This window comes from Rhizobium sp. PAMB 3174 (assembly GCF_052908375.1).
In genome coordinates, this window is the sequence record NZ_CM128608.1 from 3,556,468 (window position 1) to 3,574,004 (window position 17,537).

16 protein-coding genes are annotated in these 17,537 nt (G+C 61.9%); 7 read left to right on the forward strand and 9 right to left on the reverse strand.

The genetic code is table 11. The annotated features are described in order from the left end of the window. The first annotated feature begins 199 nt into the window (after positions 1-199). Positions 200-1,021 carry a M55 family metallopeptidase gene (locus ACU5AY_RS17120; protein WP_446827103.1) on the forward strand — a complete coding sequence of 274 codons (822 nt, stop codon included), beginning with the start codon at positions 200-202 and terminating at the stop codon, positions 1,019-1,021. A gap of 16 nt (positions 1,022-1,037) precedes the next feature. Here the strand turns inward: ACU5AY_RS17120 and ACU5AY_RS17125 are convergent, their stop codons facing one another. From ACU5AY_RS17125 to ACU5AY_RS17145, 5 genes are all read right to left on the reverse strand, one after another. After that, positions 1,038-2,087 carry a DmpA family aminopeptidase gene (locus ACU5AY_RS17125; RefSeq protein ID WP_446827104.1) on the reverse strand — a complete coding sequence of 350 codons (1,050 nt, stop codon included), beginning with the start codon at positions 2,085-2,087 and terminating at the stop codon, positions 1,038-1,040. Between the two features lie 3 nt (positions 2,088-2,090). Continuing rightward, complete coding sequence (locus tag ACU5AY_RS17130) at positions 2,091-2,909, reverse strand: ABC transporter permease subunit (protein ID WP_446827105.1); 819 nt, start codon at positions 2,907-2,909, stop codon at positions 2,091-2,093. Between the two features lie 105 nt (positions 2,910-3,014). Further along, on the reverse strand, positions 3,015-3,935 hold the full coding sequence (locus tag ACU5AY_RS17135) for an ABC transporter permease subunit (protein WP_446827106.1): 921 nt from the start codon (positions 3,933-3,935) through the stop codon (positions 3,015-3,017). Positions 3,936-3,994: 59 nt separating this feature from the next. After that, positions 3,995-5,530, reverse strand: a complete 1,536-nt coding sequence (locus tag ACU5AY_RS17140; RefSeq protein WP_446827107.1) for a glutathione ABC transporter substrate-binding protein — start codon at positions 5,528-5,530, stop codon at positions 3,995-3,997. 39 nt (positions 5,531-5,569) lie between these two features. Further along, positions 5,570-7,438, reverse strand: coding sequence for an ABC transporter ATP-binding protein (locus ACU5AY_RS17145; protein WP_446827108.1), 1,869 nt, complete (start codon positions 7,436-7,438; stop codon positions 5,570-5,572). 195 nt (positions 7,439-7,633) lie between these two features. On the opposite strand from ACU5AY_RS17145, the gene ACU5AY_RS17150 reads away from it, so the two are divergent. After that, positions 7,634-8,563 carry an isoaspartyl peptidase/L-asparaginase family protein gene (locus tag ACU5AY_RS17150; protein ID WP_446827109.1) on the forward strand — a complete coding sequence of 310 codons (930 nt, stop codon included), beginning with the start codon at positions 7,634-7,636 and terminating at the stop codon, positions 8,561-8,563. 16 nt (positions 8,564-8,579) lie between these two features. Here the strand turns inward: ACU5AY_RS17150 and ACU5AY_RS17155 are convergent, their stop codons facing one another. After that, a complete protein-coding gene (locus ACU5AY_RS17155; protein ID WP_446827110.1) occupies positions 8,580-9,434 on the reverse strand; it encodes a D-amino-acid transaminase in 855 nt (284 codons plus the stop codon). A 120-nt stretch (positions 9,435-9,554) separates the two neighbouring features. Here ACU5AY_RS17155 and ACU5AY_RS17160 point away from each other — a divergent pair, with 120 nt between their 5' ends. Next, a complete protein-coding gene (locus ACU5AY_RS17160; protein WP_446827111.1) occupies positions 9,555-10,484 on the forward strand; it encodes a LysR family transcriptional regulator in 930 nt (309 codons plus the stop codon). A 53-nt stretch (positions 10,485-10,537) separates the two neighbouring features. Here ACU5AY_RS17160 and ACU5AY_RS17165 read toward each other — a convergent pair whose 3' ends face one another. Genes ACU5AY_RS17165 through ACU5AY_RS17175 form a run of 3 tightly spaced genes read right to left on the reverse strand, consistent with a single transcriptional unit; the run spans position 10,538 to position 14,093 of the window. After that, positions 10,538-11,953, reverse strand: a complete 1,416-nt coding sequence (locus ACU5AY_RS17165; RefSeq protein WP_446827112.1) for an FAD-binding oxidoreductase — start codon at positions 11,951-11,953, stop codon at positions 10,538-10,540. 23 nt (positions 11,954-11,976) lie between these two features. Next, on the reverse strand, positions 11,977-13,056 hold the full coding sequence (locus ACU5AY_RS17170; protein WP_446827113.1) for a 2Fe-2S iron-sulfur cluster-binding protein: 1,080 nt from the start codon (positions 13,054-13,056) through the stop codon (positions 11,977-11,979). Beyond that, the gene (locus tag ACU5AY_RS17175; RefSeq protein WP_446827114.1) at positions 13,053-14,093 is read right to left on the reverse strand and encodes an aromatic ring-hydroxylating dioxygenase subunit alpha; all 1,041 of its coding nucleotides are present in this window, start codon (positions 14,091-14,093) and stop codon (positions 13,053-13,055) included. Before ACU5AY_RS17175 ends, ACU5AY_RS17170 begins: the two co-directional genes overlap by 4 nt. A gap of 120 nt (positions 14,094-14,213) precedes the next feature. Between ACU5AY_RS17175 and ACU5AY_RS17180 the strand changes: the two genes are divergently transcribed. The 4 genes from ACU5AY_RS17180 to ACU5AY_RS17195 all read left to right on the forward strand — a co-directional run bounded on the left by ACU5AY_RS17180 (position 14,214) and on the right by ACU5AY_RS17195 (position 17,537). Beyond that, a complete protein-coding gene (locus tag ACU5AY_RS17180; RefSeq protein WP_446827115.1) occupies positions 14,214-15,143 on the forward strand; it encodes a LysR family transcriptional regulator in 930 nt (309 codons plus the stop codon). A 173-nt stretch (positions 15,144-15,316) separates the two neighbouring features. Continuing rightward, on the forward strand, positions 15,317-16,144 hold the full coding sequence (locus tag ACU5AY_RS17185; RefSeq protein WP_446827116.1) for a transporter substrate-binding domain-containing protein: 828 nt from the start codon (positions 15,317-15,319) through the stop codon (positions 16,142-16,144). A gap of 92 nt (positions 16,145-16,236) precedes the next feature. After that, positions 16,237-16,875, forward strand: coding sequence for an amino acid ABC transporter permease (locus ACU5AY_RS17190; RefSeq protein WP_446825889.1), 639 nt, complete (start codon positions 16,237-16,239; stop codon positions 16,873-16,875). Beyond that, positions 16,875-17,537 carry an amino acid ABC transporter permease gene (locus tag ACU5AY_RS17195; RefSeq protein WP_446827117.1) on the forward strand — a complete coding sequence of 221 codons (663 nt, stop codon included), beginning with the start codon at positions 16,875-16,877 and terminating at the stop codon, positions 17,535-17,537. The genes ACU5AY_RS17190 and ACU5AY_RS17195 overlap by 1 nt, the downstream gene beginning before the upstream one ends.

Genomic DNA, 17,537 nt, shown 5'->3' on the forward strand with positions numbered 1-17,537 from the left:
GGAATTGGCCGGCGTCAAGTTGCCTTGCTAGAACGCCAAGGTGGGACTCAGTGGCTGCGGGCCTCATCCAGCAGTCCATTTTCCCCGAACATGCCCGGCCAGCCGCTTTCCCACCGATCGGCCGATCCCCGATCTCCCGGCCGCTTGATCGAATATGCGAAAGCGGCCTGAAACGCAGTGCACCCAGCGAGGCAATTTCATGAAGATCTTCATTTCCGTCGACATCGAGGGCATTGCCGGCGTTGCCGAGAAAATTCAGGGAAGCCGGGGCAATCCGGAGTACGAGGTGGCACGCCGGCTGATGACCGAGGAGGCCAATGCCGCCATTCGTGGCGCATTTGCCGGCGGAGCAACGAGCGTAACCGTTGCCGATTCCCATGGTCCGATGCGCAACATCATCGCCGAGGACCTGGATCCCCGCGCCCGGCTCATATCCGGAAAGCCGCGTCCGCTGACCATGATCGAGGGCATCACGGAGGAATACGACGGCGCGCTCCTCATCGGCTATCACGCCGCAGCCGACAACTACGGCACCTTGTCCCACACGATCAGCGGCATCGCCTTCCGGCGCATCGAGATGAATGGCGTGCTGACCGGTGAACCGACGCTTTTTGCAGGACATGCCGCCTCGATCGGCGTCCCGCTCCTCGCCATCAGCGGCGACGACCGGCTGGCAGGAGAGATCGGCGAACAATTTCCGTCGGCAAAATGCATCGTGGTCAAGCGCGCGATCGGCGCCAATGCCACCGACAGCCTGTCACCTGGTGAATCCCGCGCGCTGATCGAAAAGGATGTGGCGGATGCCGTTTCCAAGGCAAAGACAGCGCCTGTCGAAACGCCCTGCACGCCGCCTCTTTCCCTGAAGGTGCTGTTCCATCATCAGCAGCAGACGGACGCCGTCAGTCTCCTGCCCTTCGTCATCCGCACCGGACCTCGCGAAATCACCTTCGCGGCGGAAAGCCATCGTCAGGCCATCGGCTGCCTGGCGGCCATGGCGCTGATTGCCGGAGCGATGGTCTGACGCCTGTCAGGCGTGTTCAGCTTGCCAGTGAGGGCGTGCCGCCTGCTTCCAGCTGGTCACGCAGGGTCGGCAGCTTGCGGCCGGAATAGCCCTCGATTGTCTCCGCATTCCAGAGTGCGTTGAGGACGGCTTCTTCGGCCGCCTCGACAGCGGCATGGAAGAAAATATTCATATGCTGCTCGGGCAGGCGCGTGGCGGAAACGACGTCTTGCTTCGACGACATGTTACGGCAGTTGGCGGTGGAGAAGGCAAGTGCGATGTCTCCGCTTCCGTGCCCCAGGTGGCTGCCGAGCCGCCCGAGGGCGGCGCTCGCCCGGCGCGCGAGCCGGGTCAACTGTCGGGATTCCATCGGCGCGTCCGTCGCATAGACGACGATGATCGACCCCTTGTCCTTTTCCTCGGCCGGCGGCGGCACCTGCTTGCCGACCCTCTGGCCGAAAATGCGGAATTCGGAAGCCTGGCCGAAATTGGAGAGCACCAGCGCCCCAAGCATGAACTGGCTCTTGCCGGGAAGGCGGATGCGCCTGGAGGCGCTGCCGATGCCGCCCGCCAGACCGAACGTCTTCATGCCCGTTCCGGCGCCGATCGTTCCCTGGGCAACATCCGTCGAGGCATGTCCGATCGCCGCCGTGGCGAGATCCTCGCCAACCGCCATCGCCTGGATATCGTTGATCTGCCCGTCATTGCATTCGAAGACCAGCGGATTGACCGTGCTGTCACGCCGTCCGATCGCCGGATTGGCGGTAATTGCCCTACGGATCAGGGCGGAGGCGCAGGCATGAACGCCGAAGGTGTTGGTCAGCAGGATCGGCGTTTCGATTTCGCCGAGCTCCGCGACCTGGATGAGACCGAGGCTCTTGCCGAAGCCGTTGAGGACGGCGGCGCCTGCGGGAGGGCGAAGGCGGAACAGGTCACCGCCGTGCGGCAGGATGGCGGTGACACCCGTTCTGGCCGTCCCTTCGAGAAGGGTCGCATGGCCGACGGTCACGCCTTCGACATCGGTGATCGCATTTCGGGGACCTGGCGGTATGATCCACCAGCTCTCAGCCTGCGGAAAATGGCGCATGCCTCATCTCGAATCGTTCAGTTTCGGATCAAGGGCATCCCGTAGCCCGTCGCCCAGAACATTGAAACACAGAACGGTGATAAAGATGGCGAGGCCGGGAAAGAAGGTCAGGTGCCACGCGCCGGCCATGATGTATTCCCTCCCCGCCGACAGCATCGCGCCCCATTCCGATGTGGAAGGCTCGACGCCGAGACCCATGAAGGACAGGCTTGCGGCCGTCAGCATCGACGAACCGATGCGCATGGTGAGGTAGACAATCACGCTGCCCATGACACCCGGCAGGATATGGCGGAACATGATGATCCCGTCGGAGGCGCCGGCGGCACGGGCGGCCTCGACATAGGTCGTCTGCTTCAATCCCAGTGTTCCGCCGCGAACGATCCGCGCGAAGGCAGGAACGGAGAAGATCGCGACTGCTATGATCACATTGTTGAGGCCGGGGCCGAGGACAGCGATGATGCCGATCGCCAGCAGAATGCCCGGAAAGGCAAACAGCACGTCACACAAGCGCATGATCACGGCATCGAGCCAGCCGGCGTAATATCCGGCGATCAGGCCGAGGAATATGCCGAGGACCGCGCCGGCGGCCACCGATGCAAAGCCGATGTAGAGCGAAAGCTTGGCGCCCGAAAGAATTCGCACGAGAATGTCCTGTCCGAATTCGTTGGTGCCGGCCCAATGGGCGAGCGTCGGGCCGGCAAGGGTCTGTTCGTAGTCATAATCGTCCGGCCCGAAGGGCATGAAAGGAGGCGCCAGAAAGGCAGCAACGAGCATGGCGAGAAGCACGATGCCGGCCGCGAGCGCCAGTTTCTCCTTGCGCATCCGCCGCCAAAATTCTCCGAGCGGGGAGCGCAGAGTTGCCCTGGTGGTTGAGGCGACCATTTCAGGTAGAGTGATCTCTGTCGTGTCTGTCATGGACGGTGAGCCTCACTTGTACCGGATTGCGGGGTTGATCAGCGCGTAGAGAATATCGACGACGAGATTGATCAGCAGAAACTCGAGCGAAAAGAGCATGAGCTCCGCCTGGATGACCGCGTAATCGCGGTAGGCGACCGCCTCCACCAGGATGGAGCCAAGCCCCGGCCAGCGGAACACCCGCTCCACCACGATGGAGCCGCCGAGCAGAAATCCGAACTGCAGTCCGGTCATGGTCACGATCGGGATCAGCGCATTGCGCAGCGCGTGTTTCCAGATCACGAGGCGTGGGGCCAGCCCCTTGGCACGGGCGGTGCGGATGTAGTCCTCGCGGACCACCTCGATCAGCGCGGAGCGTGTGAAGCGGGCCATGACGGCGGCAACCGTGGTGCCGAGCGTGATGGACGGCAGGATCAGGTCGCTCGGCTTTTCGAAACCGCTCGTCGCCAGCCATTTGAACTTGAGCGAGAAGAGCTGCATCAACAGGATGCCGAGCCAGAAATTGGGGATGGAAATACCCGAAACCGCGATCACCATCCCAAGCTTGTCCTGCAGCTTGCCATGCCGGACGGCGGAGAAGACCCCGATCAGAAGCCCGAAGACCATCGACCAGCCGATGGCACAGATCGACAGCCAGAACGTCGGCATGAAGGCGCGCGCCAGCATGTCGTAGACCGGTTCGCCGGTTCGCAGAGAATTGCCGAGTTCGCCGGTGGCGAGGTTTTTCAGGAAGCCGAAATACTGGATGAACAGGGGTTGGTCGAGGCCGAGCTTCTTGCGCAGCGCGTTCACGTCATCGATCGTCGCCTGTTCGCCCGCCAGCATTCTCGCCGGATCGCCGGGCAACACGTGCACGAATGAGAAGACGAAAAGGGAGATGATCGCCAGAACAGGGATCAACGCCAGCAGACGCCGTAAAATGTAGCTTGTCATCAGCCGGTTCCTGAAAGGGAGCCCGGCGGGTTCAGCCCGCCGGGTCGCTTTGCGGTTGCTTATTTGAAATCCGCGTCGGCGTAGACCATCGTGCCGTCGGGCATCGGGTAAACACCTTCGAGATTGGCCGTCGCGCCGGCGAGCTTGTTGTCGACGGCGAGCCAGATGACCGGCTTGTCATCCCAGATCCGCTTCTGCGCATCGGCATAGGCGTCGCCGCGGATCTTGTCGTCGGCCGAGCTCAGGCCCGTCTCGATGTCCTTGTCCACATCGGAGTTCGAGTAGAAGCCCATGTTGTAGATCTTCGGAACCCAGCCCTCCGTGCCGTAGACCGGACGCAGGTGCCAGTCGGCGTCACCCGTGGAAGGCGACCAGCCGCCGACCGCCAGGCCAAAGGGCTGATCTTCCGGCTTCACATCGCCAAACAGCTTGGCGGAGCGGGTCGCCGGTTCCAGCGGGAAGATCTCGACATCGACATTGATCTTCGCAAGCTGCTGCTTGAGCATCTGCAGGATGCGCGTTTCCTTGGTCGTATTGCGGGCCCAGGCCTCGATCTTGAAACCGTCTCCATAGCCGGCTTCCTTCATCAACGCCTTGGCCTTCTCGACGTCGTGCGGATAGGGCTGCTGGGCGGAGTAGAAGGCCGTGTTGGGAGCAAGCGGGGAATCCGGAACCTTGCCGTGTCCGGAGAAGACGACCTGGACAAAGGCCTGCTTGTCGATGGCGAGGTTGAAGGCCTCGCGGACGCGCGGATCCTGGAATTCCTTCTTCAGCATGTTCATCGATGCGGTCCACACCGTGATGCCCGGCACCTCGAGAACCTTGTAGCCGGATTCCGCTTGTATGGACTTAACCAGTTCCGGCGACATGTTGTCGACATACTGCACCTCACCGGCCCGCAACATCGCAACGCCGGTCGCTGCCTCCTTGACCTTCAGGAAAGTCACGTCGTCGACCTTCGGCCAGCCCTTCTTCCAGTATCCGTCGAATTTCTCGACCGTCAGATGCTCGCCCGGAACCCATTCCTTGAATTTGAACGGACCCGTTCCGACGGGATGCTTGCTGACGTCCTTGCCGTATTTGGCGAGCGCCGCCGGGCTTTCCATGACAATCGACGGATGCGCGAGCGTTGCCAGCATGGCGCCGAAGGGCTCGGAAAGGTTGATGCGGACAGTGTATTCGTCGAGCACGTCCGTCGACTTGACAATGCGCATCATACCGTTGCGCTTCAGCCCCTGCGACTGGTCGGCCAGGCGATCCATGTTGACCTTGACGGCCTCGGCATTGAAGGGAGTGCCGTCATGAAACATCACGTCCTGACGCAGACGAAACGTGAACTCCGTGGCGTTGTCGTTCACTTCCCAACTCGTCGCCAGCATCGGCACCAGCTTCATGTCCTTGTCGAAGCCGATCAGGCGCTCCATCATGCCTGAGGAGACGGATGCGACCGCATTGGCCGTGCTGTCCTGCGGGTCGAGCGTATCGACGTCGGAGTCCATCGCGATCTTGAGCGAGGCAGCGCCGGCAACGGCCGGCAGCATGGCAAGGCCGACGACAAGCGCCGTACCGAGGCTCAGTTTCCTGATTAAATTCATTTTGTTCTCTCCTTCTGGGATTATGACTTTGTTGTTGATTTATGCGTGCATCTCACGAGCAACGAAGTGCGCCTTGTCGACTTCGTCGAACTGAACCAATTGTGGAGGATCATCGAGAGCCCGGACCGGGCTCGGGATTTCGCCGGTTATCAACGGACGGTCTCTGTCGCGCAGAGCGGGGTCGGGGATCGGGACGGCCGACATCAGGCGCCTGGTGTAGCTGTGCTGCGGATTTTCAAAGACGTGCTGGCGGGGGCCATGCTCGACGATCTGCCCGAGATACATAACCGCGACCCGATGGCTGATCCGCTCAACGACGGCCATGTCGTGCGATATGAACAGATAGGAAATCCCGAAACGCCGCTGCAGATCGATCATCAGATTGATGACCTGGGCCTGGACCGAGACGTCGAGCGCCGAGACCGCCTCGTCGGCGATGATCAGCTTCGGATTGGTGGACAGAGCCCGGGCAATCGCGATGCGCTGCCGCTGACCGCCGGAGAAGGCGTGCGGATACCGCTGCGCATGGTCGGCCTGCAGCCCCACCTGCTCGAGCAGCCAGACTGCGCGATCCATGGCGTTGGCCTTGTTTTCAATGCCGTGTATCAGCATCGGCTCGCAGATCGAGAATCCGACCGTCAGGCGCGGATTGAGAGAAGCATAGGGGTCCTGAAAGATGAACTGCACCTGCCGGCGCAGGCGCTGAAGATCGGCTTTGGCGAGGTCCGACATGTTGTGGTTGTCGAACATGAACGACTGGTAGCTCGATCCGACCAGGCGCAGCAGCGACCGGCCGGTGGTCGACTTTCCGCATCCCGATTCCCCGACCATGCCAAGCGTCTCGCCCGGCCATATGTCGAGATCGATCCCTTCGACCGCATGGACCCGGGACTGGGTGCGTCCGAACAGGCCACCCGTAATATCGAAGCGCGTCGTCAGGCCCCGTACCGAAAGGAGCGGCGGAGCCTTGTAGTCGACGCGCGGCGCGTCTCCCGCAGCGGCAGCGGCCGCCTTCCTGTCGCCGAACGCCAGATGCTCGAAGGGCGCCGGCGAGGTCGTGCCGCGCATCGCGCCGAGACGGGGCACGGCGTTGAGGAGCGCCTTCGTGTAGGCGTGCTGAGGTGTCTTGAACACCGTTTCCACATTGCCTTCCTCGACCTTCTCGCCACGGTACATGACCACGACCCGGTCGGCGACCTCGGCCACTACGCCCATATCGTGGGTGATGAACAAAACCGACATGCCGGTCTTCTTCTGAAGATCACGGATGAGGCGAAGGATCTGGGCCTGGATTGTGACGTCGAGCGCCGTCGTCGGCTCGTCGGCGATCAGGAGCTGGGGATTGCAGCAGAGCGCGAGCGAGATCATGACGCGCTGGCGCATGCCGCCGGAAAGCTGATGCGGATAGCGCTTCATCACGGCTGCTGCATTCGGAATGCGCACCGTCTCCAGCATGTCCAGAGCGATCCGGCTTGCTTCCTTCTTCGTCTTGTCCTGGTGGGTGACGATCGCCTCGATGATCTGATCGCCGATCAGCAGAACCGGATTGAGAGAGGTCATCGGTTCCTGAAAGATCATGGCAATCTCATCGCCGCGGATCCCGCGCACTTGCTCCTCCGGCAAGGTCTCGATCGACGTGACCGAGCCATCCCGCCTTTGAAGCCGGATCGAACCGCCGGCAATCCGTCCGCCACCGAATTCGACGAGCCGCATGATGGACAGCGCGCTGACAGACTTGCCGGAGCCGGATTCGCCGACGATCGCGACGGTCTCTCCGCGCCTTATCGACAGGTCAAGATTGCGAACCGCCGTGAAGGTGGCCGGACCGTGGCCGAACGCGATGTCGAGGCCTTCGATTTCCAACAGATTGCCGTTACGTCCAACCCCATCGGGCTCGCCGTTTTCCATGCAAAATTGTTCCCCTTGGCGGCAATTGTTAGATCTGTTGCGCCGCACAATAAACCTATCAAAGACGGCTATTTCCTTGCTGTCCAAGGCAAAGTCGGCATGTCGTATGCCGTCTTTGCATAGCAGCAAGCATTGATGGAACGCGCGCCGCATGCTTGGCTGAGCCGACTGCTTTGAAAACGACGAGAACGAGACATGGCCAACGGCTGGGCGATCGCGCTACATGGTGGCGCCGGAACCATATTGAAGGAAAGCATGACGGCAGAGCGCGAAAGCGCCTATCGAAAGGGTCTCGCCGATGCGTTGGCGCGCGGGCGCGAGGTGCTTGAATCCGGCGGCGCCAGCGAGGTGGCGGTGGAAGCCACCGTCAACGCACTGGAAGACAATCCTCTATTCAATGCCGGATATGGCGCTGTTCTCACGGCCGATGAAACAGCCGAGCTTGACGCCGCGATCATGCGCGGCTCCGATCTTGCCGCCGGGGCTGTGGCCGGCGTTGCCGACATCCGCAATCCCGTGAGCCTCGCCCGCCTGGTCATGGAACGGTCGAGCCACGTCATGCTGGCGGGCGAAGGGGCATCACGCTTTGCCCGGGAGCAGAACGCGGCCATGGTCCCGAATACCTATTTCATAACGGATTTCCGGCTGGAACAGCTGCGCAAGGCGATGGCAAAGAACCAGGTTTCGCTCGATCACAACGACAATAAATACGGAACCGTCGGCGCGGTCGCGCGCGATCGCATGGGCAATGTGGCGGCAGCCACCTCGACGGGCGGCATGACCAACAAGCGGCGCGGGCGGATCGGCGACAGCCCGCTCATCGGGGCCGGAACCTATGCCAGCAACCGGTCCTGCGCCGTCTCGGCGACCGGACATGGCGAGATGTTCATCCGGCTGACAGTCGCCCGCGATATCGCCGCGCTGATGGAATATGCAGGCCTGTCGCTGGCGGACGCCGCGTCTCGCAAGGTGATGAAGGAACTCATGGAAATCGACGGACGCGGCGGCATCATAGCGGTCGGTACATCCGGAGATCCCGTGATGATCTTCAACACGCCCGGCATGTACCGCGCCGCCCAATGCGAGGGCGGCGAACCCGAAATCGGCATCTATGGGGCGGAGTGAAGCCTCGTGGCAGCGCTCAGAGCGCCATCGCCTTGCTGGCTTCGATGTAGACTTCCCGCAATCGCCGGGCGACCGGCCCGGGCAGACCGTTGCCGATCTGCGTGTCATCCACCTTCACGACCGGATTGACGAAACCCGATGCCGACGTCGAAAACGCTTCCCGGGCGTTCCTGATTTCCTCGACGGAAAAGGCACGTTCCTCCACCTTGATCTGCAGGTCGGAGGCGCATTTCAAAACCGAGTGACGCGTGATCCCCGCGAGAATGTCGCTCGACAGTTGGCGGGTGACCAGCGTGCCGTCCTGCGTGACGATGTAGGCATTGTTGGAACAGCCCTCGGTGACGTAGCCCTCCTCGACCATCCAGGCATCATCGGCGCCCTTTTCCCGGGCGAGGTTCTTGGCGAGGACCGGATAGAGCAGCTGAACCGTCTTGATGTCGCGCCGGCGCCAGCGATCGTCCGACACGAGGATCACATGCTGCCCGCGTTCGGCGACCGGGTTGTCCACCAACGTCTTCTTCTGGGTGAACATGATGACCGTCGCGTCGGTTCCTGCCGGGGGAAAGAGAAAATCACGGTCCGCCGCGCCGCGTGTCACCTGCAGATAGATCAGGCCTTCCACCAGTCCGTTGAGCTCAATCAGCTGCCGGTGCGCGGCCAGCAAGGCGTCGTCGCCCATCGTCAGGGTCAGCTTGATCTCGGCCAAAGAGGTGCGAAGACGGGCAAGATGGCCGGGGAAATCGACGAGCCTGCCATCGATGACGGCGGTCACTTCATAGACCGCGTCGGCGAAAATGAAACCACGATCGAAGATGGAAATTGTTGCTTCGTTTTCAGGAAGATAATTGCCGTTGACGTAAACGGTGCGCATGCTGGCGGTGCTCCGATGAAACAGGCTGGATGAAAGCGTGTTTCATCGATCATGCATCTGGCTCCCGTTGTGGCAAATGCCATTTCCTTATAACCTATGCGCATTTGACGAGGGCAACGCTTGGAATTGATTTGGCTTGAGGATTTCGTTGAACTGGCGGCGGTACGCAATTTCTCCGTCGCCGCCGCGGCGCGCCACGTGACCCAACCCGCCTTCAGCCGGCGCATCAAGGCTCTCGAAAACTGGGTGGGCACCGAACTCATCGACAGAAGCAGCTTCCCGGTCAAGCTGACCAGAGCTGGTGAAATTTTCTTCGAAACCGGCCGCGACCTGATGCGCGAAATTTACCGTCTGCGCGACGATTGCCGCCAGCAGGCGAGTGCGAGTTCGGAGGCAATCAGCTTCAGCGCATTGCATACCATCGCACTCAGCATTTTTCCCGAGCTGCTGACCAACATCGAAAAAATGGCGGGGCCGTTCATCACCCGAATGAGCGCCACCGATTTTTACGACTGCATCGAAGCGCTGTCGCTCGGAAGATGCGAGATCGCGCTCTGCTACGGCCACCCGCTGGGGCCACCGGTGCTGCAGGCGGGGCGGTTTCTTTCCAGAAAGATCGGAACGGATCCCTTCCTTCTCGTGACGAAGACGAAGGAGGACGGGACTGCGCTCTACTCGCTGGAAATGGATCGCAAGAGGACCGGAATACCGCTCGTGTCCTACAGCATGGATTGCTTTCTGGGAAAGGTGCAGGCCGACCTCATCCGCAAGATGCGGTCGTCGGCACCCGAACTGCACGCGGTCTTTGAAAACTCGATGTCCGAAGCCGTCAAGCGCATGATCCAGCAGGGCAAGGGAATAGGCTGGCTGCCGTACAGCGCCGTATCGGAAGAGCTCAAAAACGGATCTCTTGTTCCGCTGGATAACGGCCTGGAGGAGGTCAATCTCGATGTCCTGGCCTTCCGCCGGGATATCCCCGGAAGTTCGGCAATGGAAAATTTCTGGTCGCACCTGTCGAAGGCTTATCCAGAGCCGGAACCGGCAAGCTGAACGCGATTCACATCTCTGGCGGCGACCAGGCTGCCGTGCTGATTGGCGGCTTCCTACAACACAAGCTTGCCGGGATTGAAGAGGCTATCCGGGTCGAGCAGACGCTTCATCTGGCCGATCCAGTGCAGCTTCACCGGGTCGGCGGTCTCGTTCAGCGAGTGGATGCGTTTCGAGCCCACGCCGTGTTCCGCCGAAAACGAGCCGCCGAGGGAGCGGATGTCCTTGTAGATGACGGCTTCTGCGGCGGCGAGCGTTTCGGCGGGCATGTCGCCACCGCGCCGGTTCAGGATGATGTGCAGGTTGCCGTCGGCGATATGGCCGAAGATAAAGGGCTTCAGGTCAGGATCGACCAACCGCAGGCCCTCTTCGAGACGCGCCACATAGGCCTCGGTCTCGGAGAGCGGGACCGACACGTCGTAGGACGGGGCCGCCGGGTAGGCGTGATAGATCTGTTCGGTGTCTTCCCGAAGCCGCCAGAGTGCGTCCCTCTGGGCAAGCGAGCTCGCCAGCACCGCCTCGGTTTCGGGGAATTGCTCCAGCATCGCCTCATAGAGGCCGGCAATCTCGTCGCTTATGCGCGCTTCGTCGTATCCGGAAAAGGAAAGAAGAAGGTTTACCGGATTGTCGGTGCGATATCCCGGCGCGCTCCAGCCATGATTGGCGGCCGAAAAGCCGAAGAAGCCGCTCCACATGGCTTCGCAGGCGGCAAGCTGGCCGGATCCGAGACAGCGAGCCTTCGTCAGCAGCGCGAAGACGGCGGCGAGCGACGGCAGCCCGAAGAGCGCGGTCGCGGCCTCCGGCACCACCGGCTCCAGCTTCACGGCGACCCGCGTCACGATGCCGAGCGTGCCTTCCGCGCCGATGAAGAGATGCTTGAGATCATAGCCAGCGGAATTCTTGACGACGCGGGTCAGATCCGAGAACACGCTCCCATCGGCGAGGACGGCCTCGAGCCCGAGAACGCGGTGCCGCATGACGCCGTTGCGGAAGGCCATGATGCCACCGGCATTGGTCGACACCATCCCGCCGATCGTCGCCGATCCGCGGGCGGCGAGATCGATGCCGGGGCTGAGACCCTCAACGGCGGCCGCCTCCTGCAAGGTCTGCAATATGGCGCCCGCCTCGACGACGGCGACCTGCTCGATGGAATCGAGACGCTCGATGCGGTTCATGCGTTCCAGGCTGACGACGATCTCGCCGGCCTTCGAGATGCCGCCGCCCACCAGCCCGGTCTTGCCGCCATGCGGCACGATGGCGATGCGGTGTTCCCGGCAGAGCCGGACGACGGCTGAGAGCTGGTCGGTGGAGCCCGGATAGACGATGACACCGCAGCGCAGATTGTCTGGATGCCAGCCCGGATCGATGGCCGGCACATCCGCGCCGGTCTTCACGTTCCGCGGTCCGAGCGCGTCTTCGAGTGACGAGAGAAAACCCGCGGGCAGGATGGCACTGTTATCGATCGCGTTCACGGCGGTGTCTTTCTTCGGGGGCGTTACAGGTCCAGCACCAGTGGCTGCAGCGGCCTGGAGCAGCAAAGCAGAACATCGTTCTCGCCCAACTCGTCAAGCGGTTCCTCGAAATGCTCCACCCTTCCTTCGGTAATCTTGCACTTACATGAACCACAGATCCCGGCACGGCAGCTGAACTCGGGCGACAGGCCCTGGTCCTCGAGGAAGGAAAGCAATGAGGAGGCGGACGGGTCCCAGATCAGGTTCTTTTCCGACTTCGAGAGACGAATGGCGAGACCGGAAGACGCATCGGCCGGCGCGGCAGGCGCCTCATCCTTCCGGATCGGCGCTGGAGTCGGCGCACCGAGCTTCTTGCCGGTCGTGAAGAACTCGTAGGCGATCCGCTCTTCGCGAATTCCAAGACCGGTCAGGAGCTCGAACATGGCCTGCATGAATGGCTCGGGTCCGCACATGTAGACGTCGTAATCGTCAAGCGGCAGGAATCCCTGCAGGACCTCGCGCGTGATCGTTCCCGCCGTCTGGAAGCGGACAGCGGCGTGGTCTTCATCCGTCGGCATCCGGTAACAGATGTGGCTGTGGATGCCGGGCCTGATGCCTTGCAGCGCACGCACCTCGTCGTCCAGGGCCTGCACCTCGCCATTCTCACAGGCGTGCAGGAAATAGACCGGACGGTCGCTCTGGTACGCGAGCTCGTGCAGCATCGAAATCATCGGCGTCAGCCCGACGCCTCCGCTCAAGAGGAGGACCGCGCGCGGGCTGTCTGTATCGAGCGTGAAATCACCCGACGGCCCCGCGATTTCGAGCTCGTCGCCCGGATTGACCGTGTCATGCAGCAGCGCCGAAGCGTGCTCGACACCGGGAGCGCTCTCGCGCTTGACCGTGATCCGGTAACGTCCATGAAGGCTCGGCGGCGAAGACACAGTATAGGTACGGCGCAGTGATCTGCCCGCTTCGCCCGTGAGGGCGGGAATATTGACCGTCAGGAACTGGCCTGCCTTGAAAGGCAGCCAGTCCCCTTCCTTTGCCGGCTCGAGAAGGAAAGACGTGATGACCGCGCTTTCTCTAACCTTCTCGACGACGGTGAACTTGCGAAAGCCGCTCATTCCGCCGCTTCAGCCGTCACTGTGTTTTCCGCCTCGATCAACTGCGCCAGACGCCGGCGGAAGCGCAGCGGGCCGACGTCGATCTTGAGGTCGAGGTTGGGTGTGTGCTTGTTGGCCATTCCATGATGGACGGCTTCGAGCACTGCCTTGTCCTCTTCGAACGCGCCGCGAACCGACTTGGCGAAGCGGGCCGAAACATCCGGGTCATCGGGTGCGAAATTGCGCATCTGGAACCAGAAGTACCGGGTGCTGTTCTCGTCGACCGGCGTCATGAAGTTGTAGCTGTCCATCCAGAAGGCGTTGGGCGGCAGGTTGGTCTCGTCACCGCCAGTACCGACCGGCGTGAAGATGGCCTTGATGATGGCGTTCGACGGATAGCGCACCTCGTAATGCTGCTTGCGGTCGCAATTGCCGGAAAACCGCAGGAAAGGCGCGTAGAAGGGCGCCGGCTCGCTGTCGAGCATCCACCGCCATACGACGACGCCATCATCCTTGATCGTCGTCTGCAGCGGCGTCTCCTCGCATGCAGAACTGGCGAAGGAGGTCTGATGCACCCAGGCGACGTGCGAGGGGTCGAGCAGGTTGTCGGTAAGGTAGAGGTAGTTTGCGGCAAGCTGCATCGAGTCGCCACGATTGATGCCCCATGTCGGGTCGTCATAGTGCTCGACTTCGAAAATCTCGTCGGGATTGGCCTTCTCGGCCTCGCCCATCCAGATCCAGACCAAGCCATAGCGCTCTTCGACAGGATAGGACCTGACCTGCGCCACATGCGGAATGCGCTCCGCACCCGGCACGCGGGTACAAGCGCCGGAACAGTCGAACGTCAGGCCGTGATAGCCGCATTCGACCTGGTCGCCCTTCAACCGTCCCATCGAGAGCGGCAGCTTTCTGTGCGGACAGGCATCTTCCAGCGCCACCGGCCGGCCGTCCGCGGTGCGGTAGAGCACAATAGGCTCGCCGAGGATCTTCATCGGGGTCAACTGCCGGCCGACCTCATTGTCCCAGGCGGCGGCGTACCAGGCGTTTTTCAGAAACATGTTACCCTCTTTCGTTCTTGATCTCCCTGATGTTCATCGCGATCCGGCTTCCAGACAAGCAATCTGAGTTGCTTTTAATTTTAGCTGAGCTAAACTATTGGGAAAATCGCCACGTGTCCCATGCCAGAACAGCCATCCTTGAGAAACCTGCAGGCCTTTGAGGCGGTCGGCCGCTGCGGCGGCGTCACGGCCGCCGCGCGCGACCTCGGCGTTTCGCCGGGCGCGATCAGCCAGCACGTCCATCTCATCGAGGAAAACCTCGGCGTGAAGCTGATCGAGCGGAGAGGCCGGACGGTGGAACTGACCTCCTGGGGCAAGCTCTACTATCAGGAGATCGCCAAGGGATTTTCGCTGATCCGCGGTGCCGAGGACATGATCCACCGCGCTCGCAACGCAGACGCCATCATTCTGAGCGCCCTCCCGTCGGTGGCCTCACGCTGGATCGGCCAGAGGATCTTCGACTGGCACGAAAAGCACCCCGAATCCAACATCCGGATCGTCGGGACGGACAACGAGCCGCGGCTGGGCCGAGATGTCGCCGATTTCCGCATCACCTATGGCGAAGCCATTGCGGCGCATGAGCATTTCGTCGAGCTTTTCACCGATTGGGCGGTGCCGGTGTGCTCGCCGAAGCTTCTTGTCGGACATACGCTTGAACGGCCGGAGGACCTGTTCTCGCTGCCGCTTCTCTACATCGCCTGGGATCCGATGTATAAGCCGCCGCCGCGCTGGGCCGACTGGGCGTCCCTGATCTCCGCCCCCTTCAGCCGAACGGACAGCGGCCTTTCGTTCACGCTCTCGAGCGGCGCCATCGATGCCGCCGTCGCCGGCCGCGGCATCGTGCTCGCCCAGATCTCGATGATCACCGACGAACTGGCGACGAAAAGCCTCGTCATACCATTCGACATCCGCCTGAAACTTGCCGAAAGCTATTGGCTCGCATGGGATCGCGCCGCCCTTCAGAAGCCGCATGCCCCCGCCTTCAAGTCCTGGCTTGTCGGCATTTCGCGCGAGCAGGCGAAGCTGTCCGCACCTCAGGTTGCGGGCTAGGCAGACGACCGCACGGGCCGGTATCGATGCCGTTTCTGAATCCGACACAAGCATATTGACAGATCGTTTTCTTCTCGATCTATTTGTATAGTCAAATACAGAAGCGGGACCAAAACCCGCGCCATAACCGGGAACAATCACCCCTGTCGTCACGGGGAAAACTGGAGAGAACCATGCGGATGAATCGTATTCTGAAGGCGGCCGCAGCCACCGCCATCATTCTTGCCTCGTCGCTGACCGCGCATGCGGCGGACGTCCTCGAAAGCGTCAAGAGCTCCGGCGTCCTGAAGGTCGGTACGGAAACCGCCTTCGCGCCGTTCGACTATATCGACGCCGGCGATCATGTCGGCCTCAACGTCGATCTCTTCGCCGAAATCGGCAAGGAACTGGGTGTGAAGATCGAATGGGTCGCCCTGCCGTGGGAGGGCGTTCTGCCTGGCCTCGAAGCCGGCAAGTTCGACATCGTTGCCGGTCCGGCAACCATCACCAAGGCCCGCACCGAGCGTTACCGCTTCACGCCGCCGATCGCCGAAGCCACCGTCGCCATCCTGAAGAAGGCCGGCGATGACACGATCAGCAAGCCGGAAGACATTGCCGGCAAGGCAATCGGCGCCGGCAAGGCCTCCGCCCAGCTCGATCAGCTGAAGGCCTTCGGCGATAAGCTCGACAAGCCGGTCGAAATCCGCGAATACCCCGGCAACACCGAAGCCTATGCCGACCTCGCCGCCGGCCGCATCGCCGGTGTCGCCAACTCCCTGCCGAACATTTCCTTCGTCGCCAAGCAGCGTCCGGACACGTTCGCCGTCGTGCTGCCACCCTTCGGCGTGAAGGCCTATTTCGGCTATCCGGGCATGAAGGACGCCGACCATGCATCGCTGATGGACGCGATCGACCAGGCCATGCTGAAGATCAAGGCCGACGGCCGCCTCGCCGAGATCCAGAAGAAGTGGTTCGGCGCAAGCTTCGACACGCCGGATTTTGTCAAGGACCCCGCACTCTGACATTCATCGGCCGGAGGCCGGACGCGGGCACGACAGGCTCAGCATCCGGCCTCCTCCCCTCCGCCGTCGAACCAATGCGGACGACCTAGGCAATGTCTACAAAATTGTTCTGGCTGCTTGTTCAGGCGTCCGTCCACACGGTCGTCATCAGCGTCATCTCGATCGTGATCGGCCTCATCCTGGCGATCCTGATTTCGGCCTGCCTGCTTTCGGGCAAGCGGTGGCTGGTGAAGCTTGCGCGCATCTATGTCAGCTTCTTTCGCGGCGTGCCGCTGCTGGTGCAGCTGCTGCTGATTTACAATCTCCTGCCGGTCATCGGCATCAACGTGCCGAGCGTGGTCGCGGCAATCGCCGGCCTGGCGCTGTGCACGTCGGCCTACCAGGCGGAAAATCTGCGCGGCGGGTTTGAAAGCGTACCGACAGGCCTGATCGAATCCGCCGACATGGCCGGATTGAACCCGCGCCAGACCTTCACGCGCATCCGCGTGCCGCTCGCCGTGCGGATGACGCTTCCCGCCCTGATCAACGAAGCCATCCTGATCCTGAAATCCTCGTCCCTGATTTCCGTGGTCGGCGTCGTCGAACTGACCCGCATGGCGCAGGACCTGTCAGCAAGCACCTTCCAGCCGCTGCAGATCTTTGCCGCCGCCGGGCTGCTCTACCTGATCATCAACTGGGTGGTCGCGCTGCTCGGACGCGTCGTCGAACGAAACCTGCCGGGGCAAGCCTGATGACTTTCGATATCGATCTGATCCTTGCCAGCCTGCCGGCGATCTTCAGGGGAGCGCTGGTGACCCTGTCGCTCTGGATCGGCGGCACGATCGGTGCCGTGATCCTCGGCTTCTTCGTGGCGGTCGTGCGGCGCTACGGTCCGAAGCCGGCCGCTGCGGCCCTCGCCCTTTGCGTCGAGGTTCTTCGCGGCACGCCGTTCCTGATACAGATCTTTCTTCTCTATTATGGCGGCCCCTATGCCGGGATCGCGCTCGATCCCATTCCGGCCGGCCTGTTCTGCCTCTGCATCTACGGCGCGGCCTATTTCAGCGAGATCTTCCGCGCCGGCTTCGTCGCGGTGCCGAAGGGCCACATCGAGGCTGCGGAATGCCTCGGCTTTACCCGTGGCCAGATCATCCGGCGGATTCTGCTGCCGGAGATGACCATGCTGGTTCTGCCGCCATCGACCAACATGTCGATCATCCTTCTCAAGGAAACGGCAGTGCTCTCGATCATCACCGTTCCCGAGATGACGCTGACGATCAGCGCCCTCGGCTCCCAACAATATGCCTTCCTCGAAGCCATCTTCCTGCTCGCCATCATCTATTGGGGTCTGGTGGAACTGGCCGGCCGATTGGGCCGGGCCGCCGAAACCCGGCTCTCCAGATACAGGTTCTCCTAG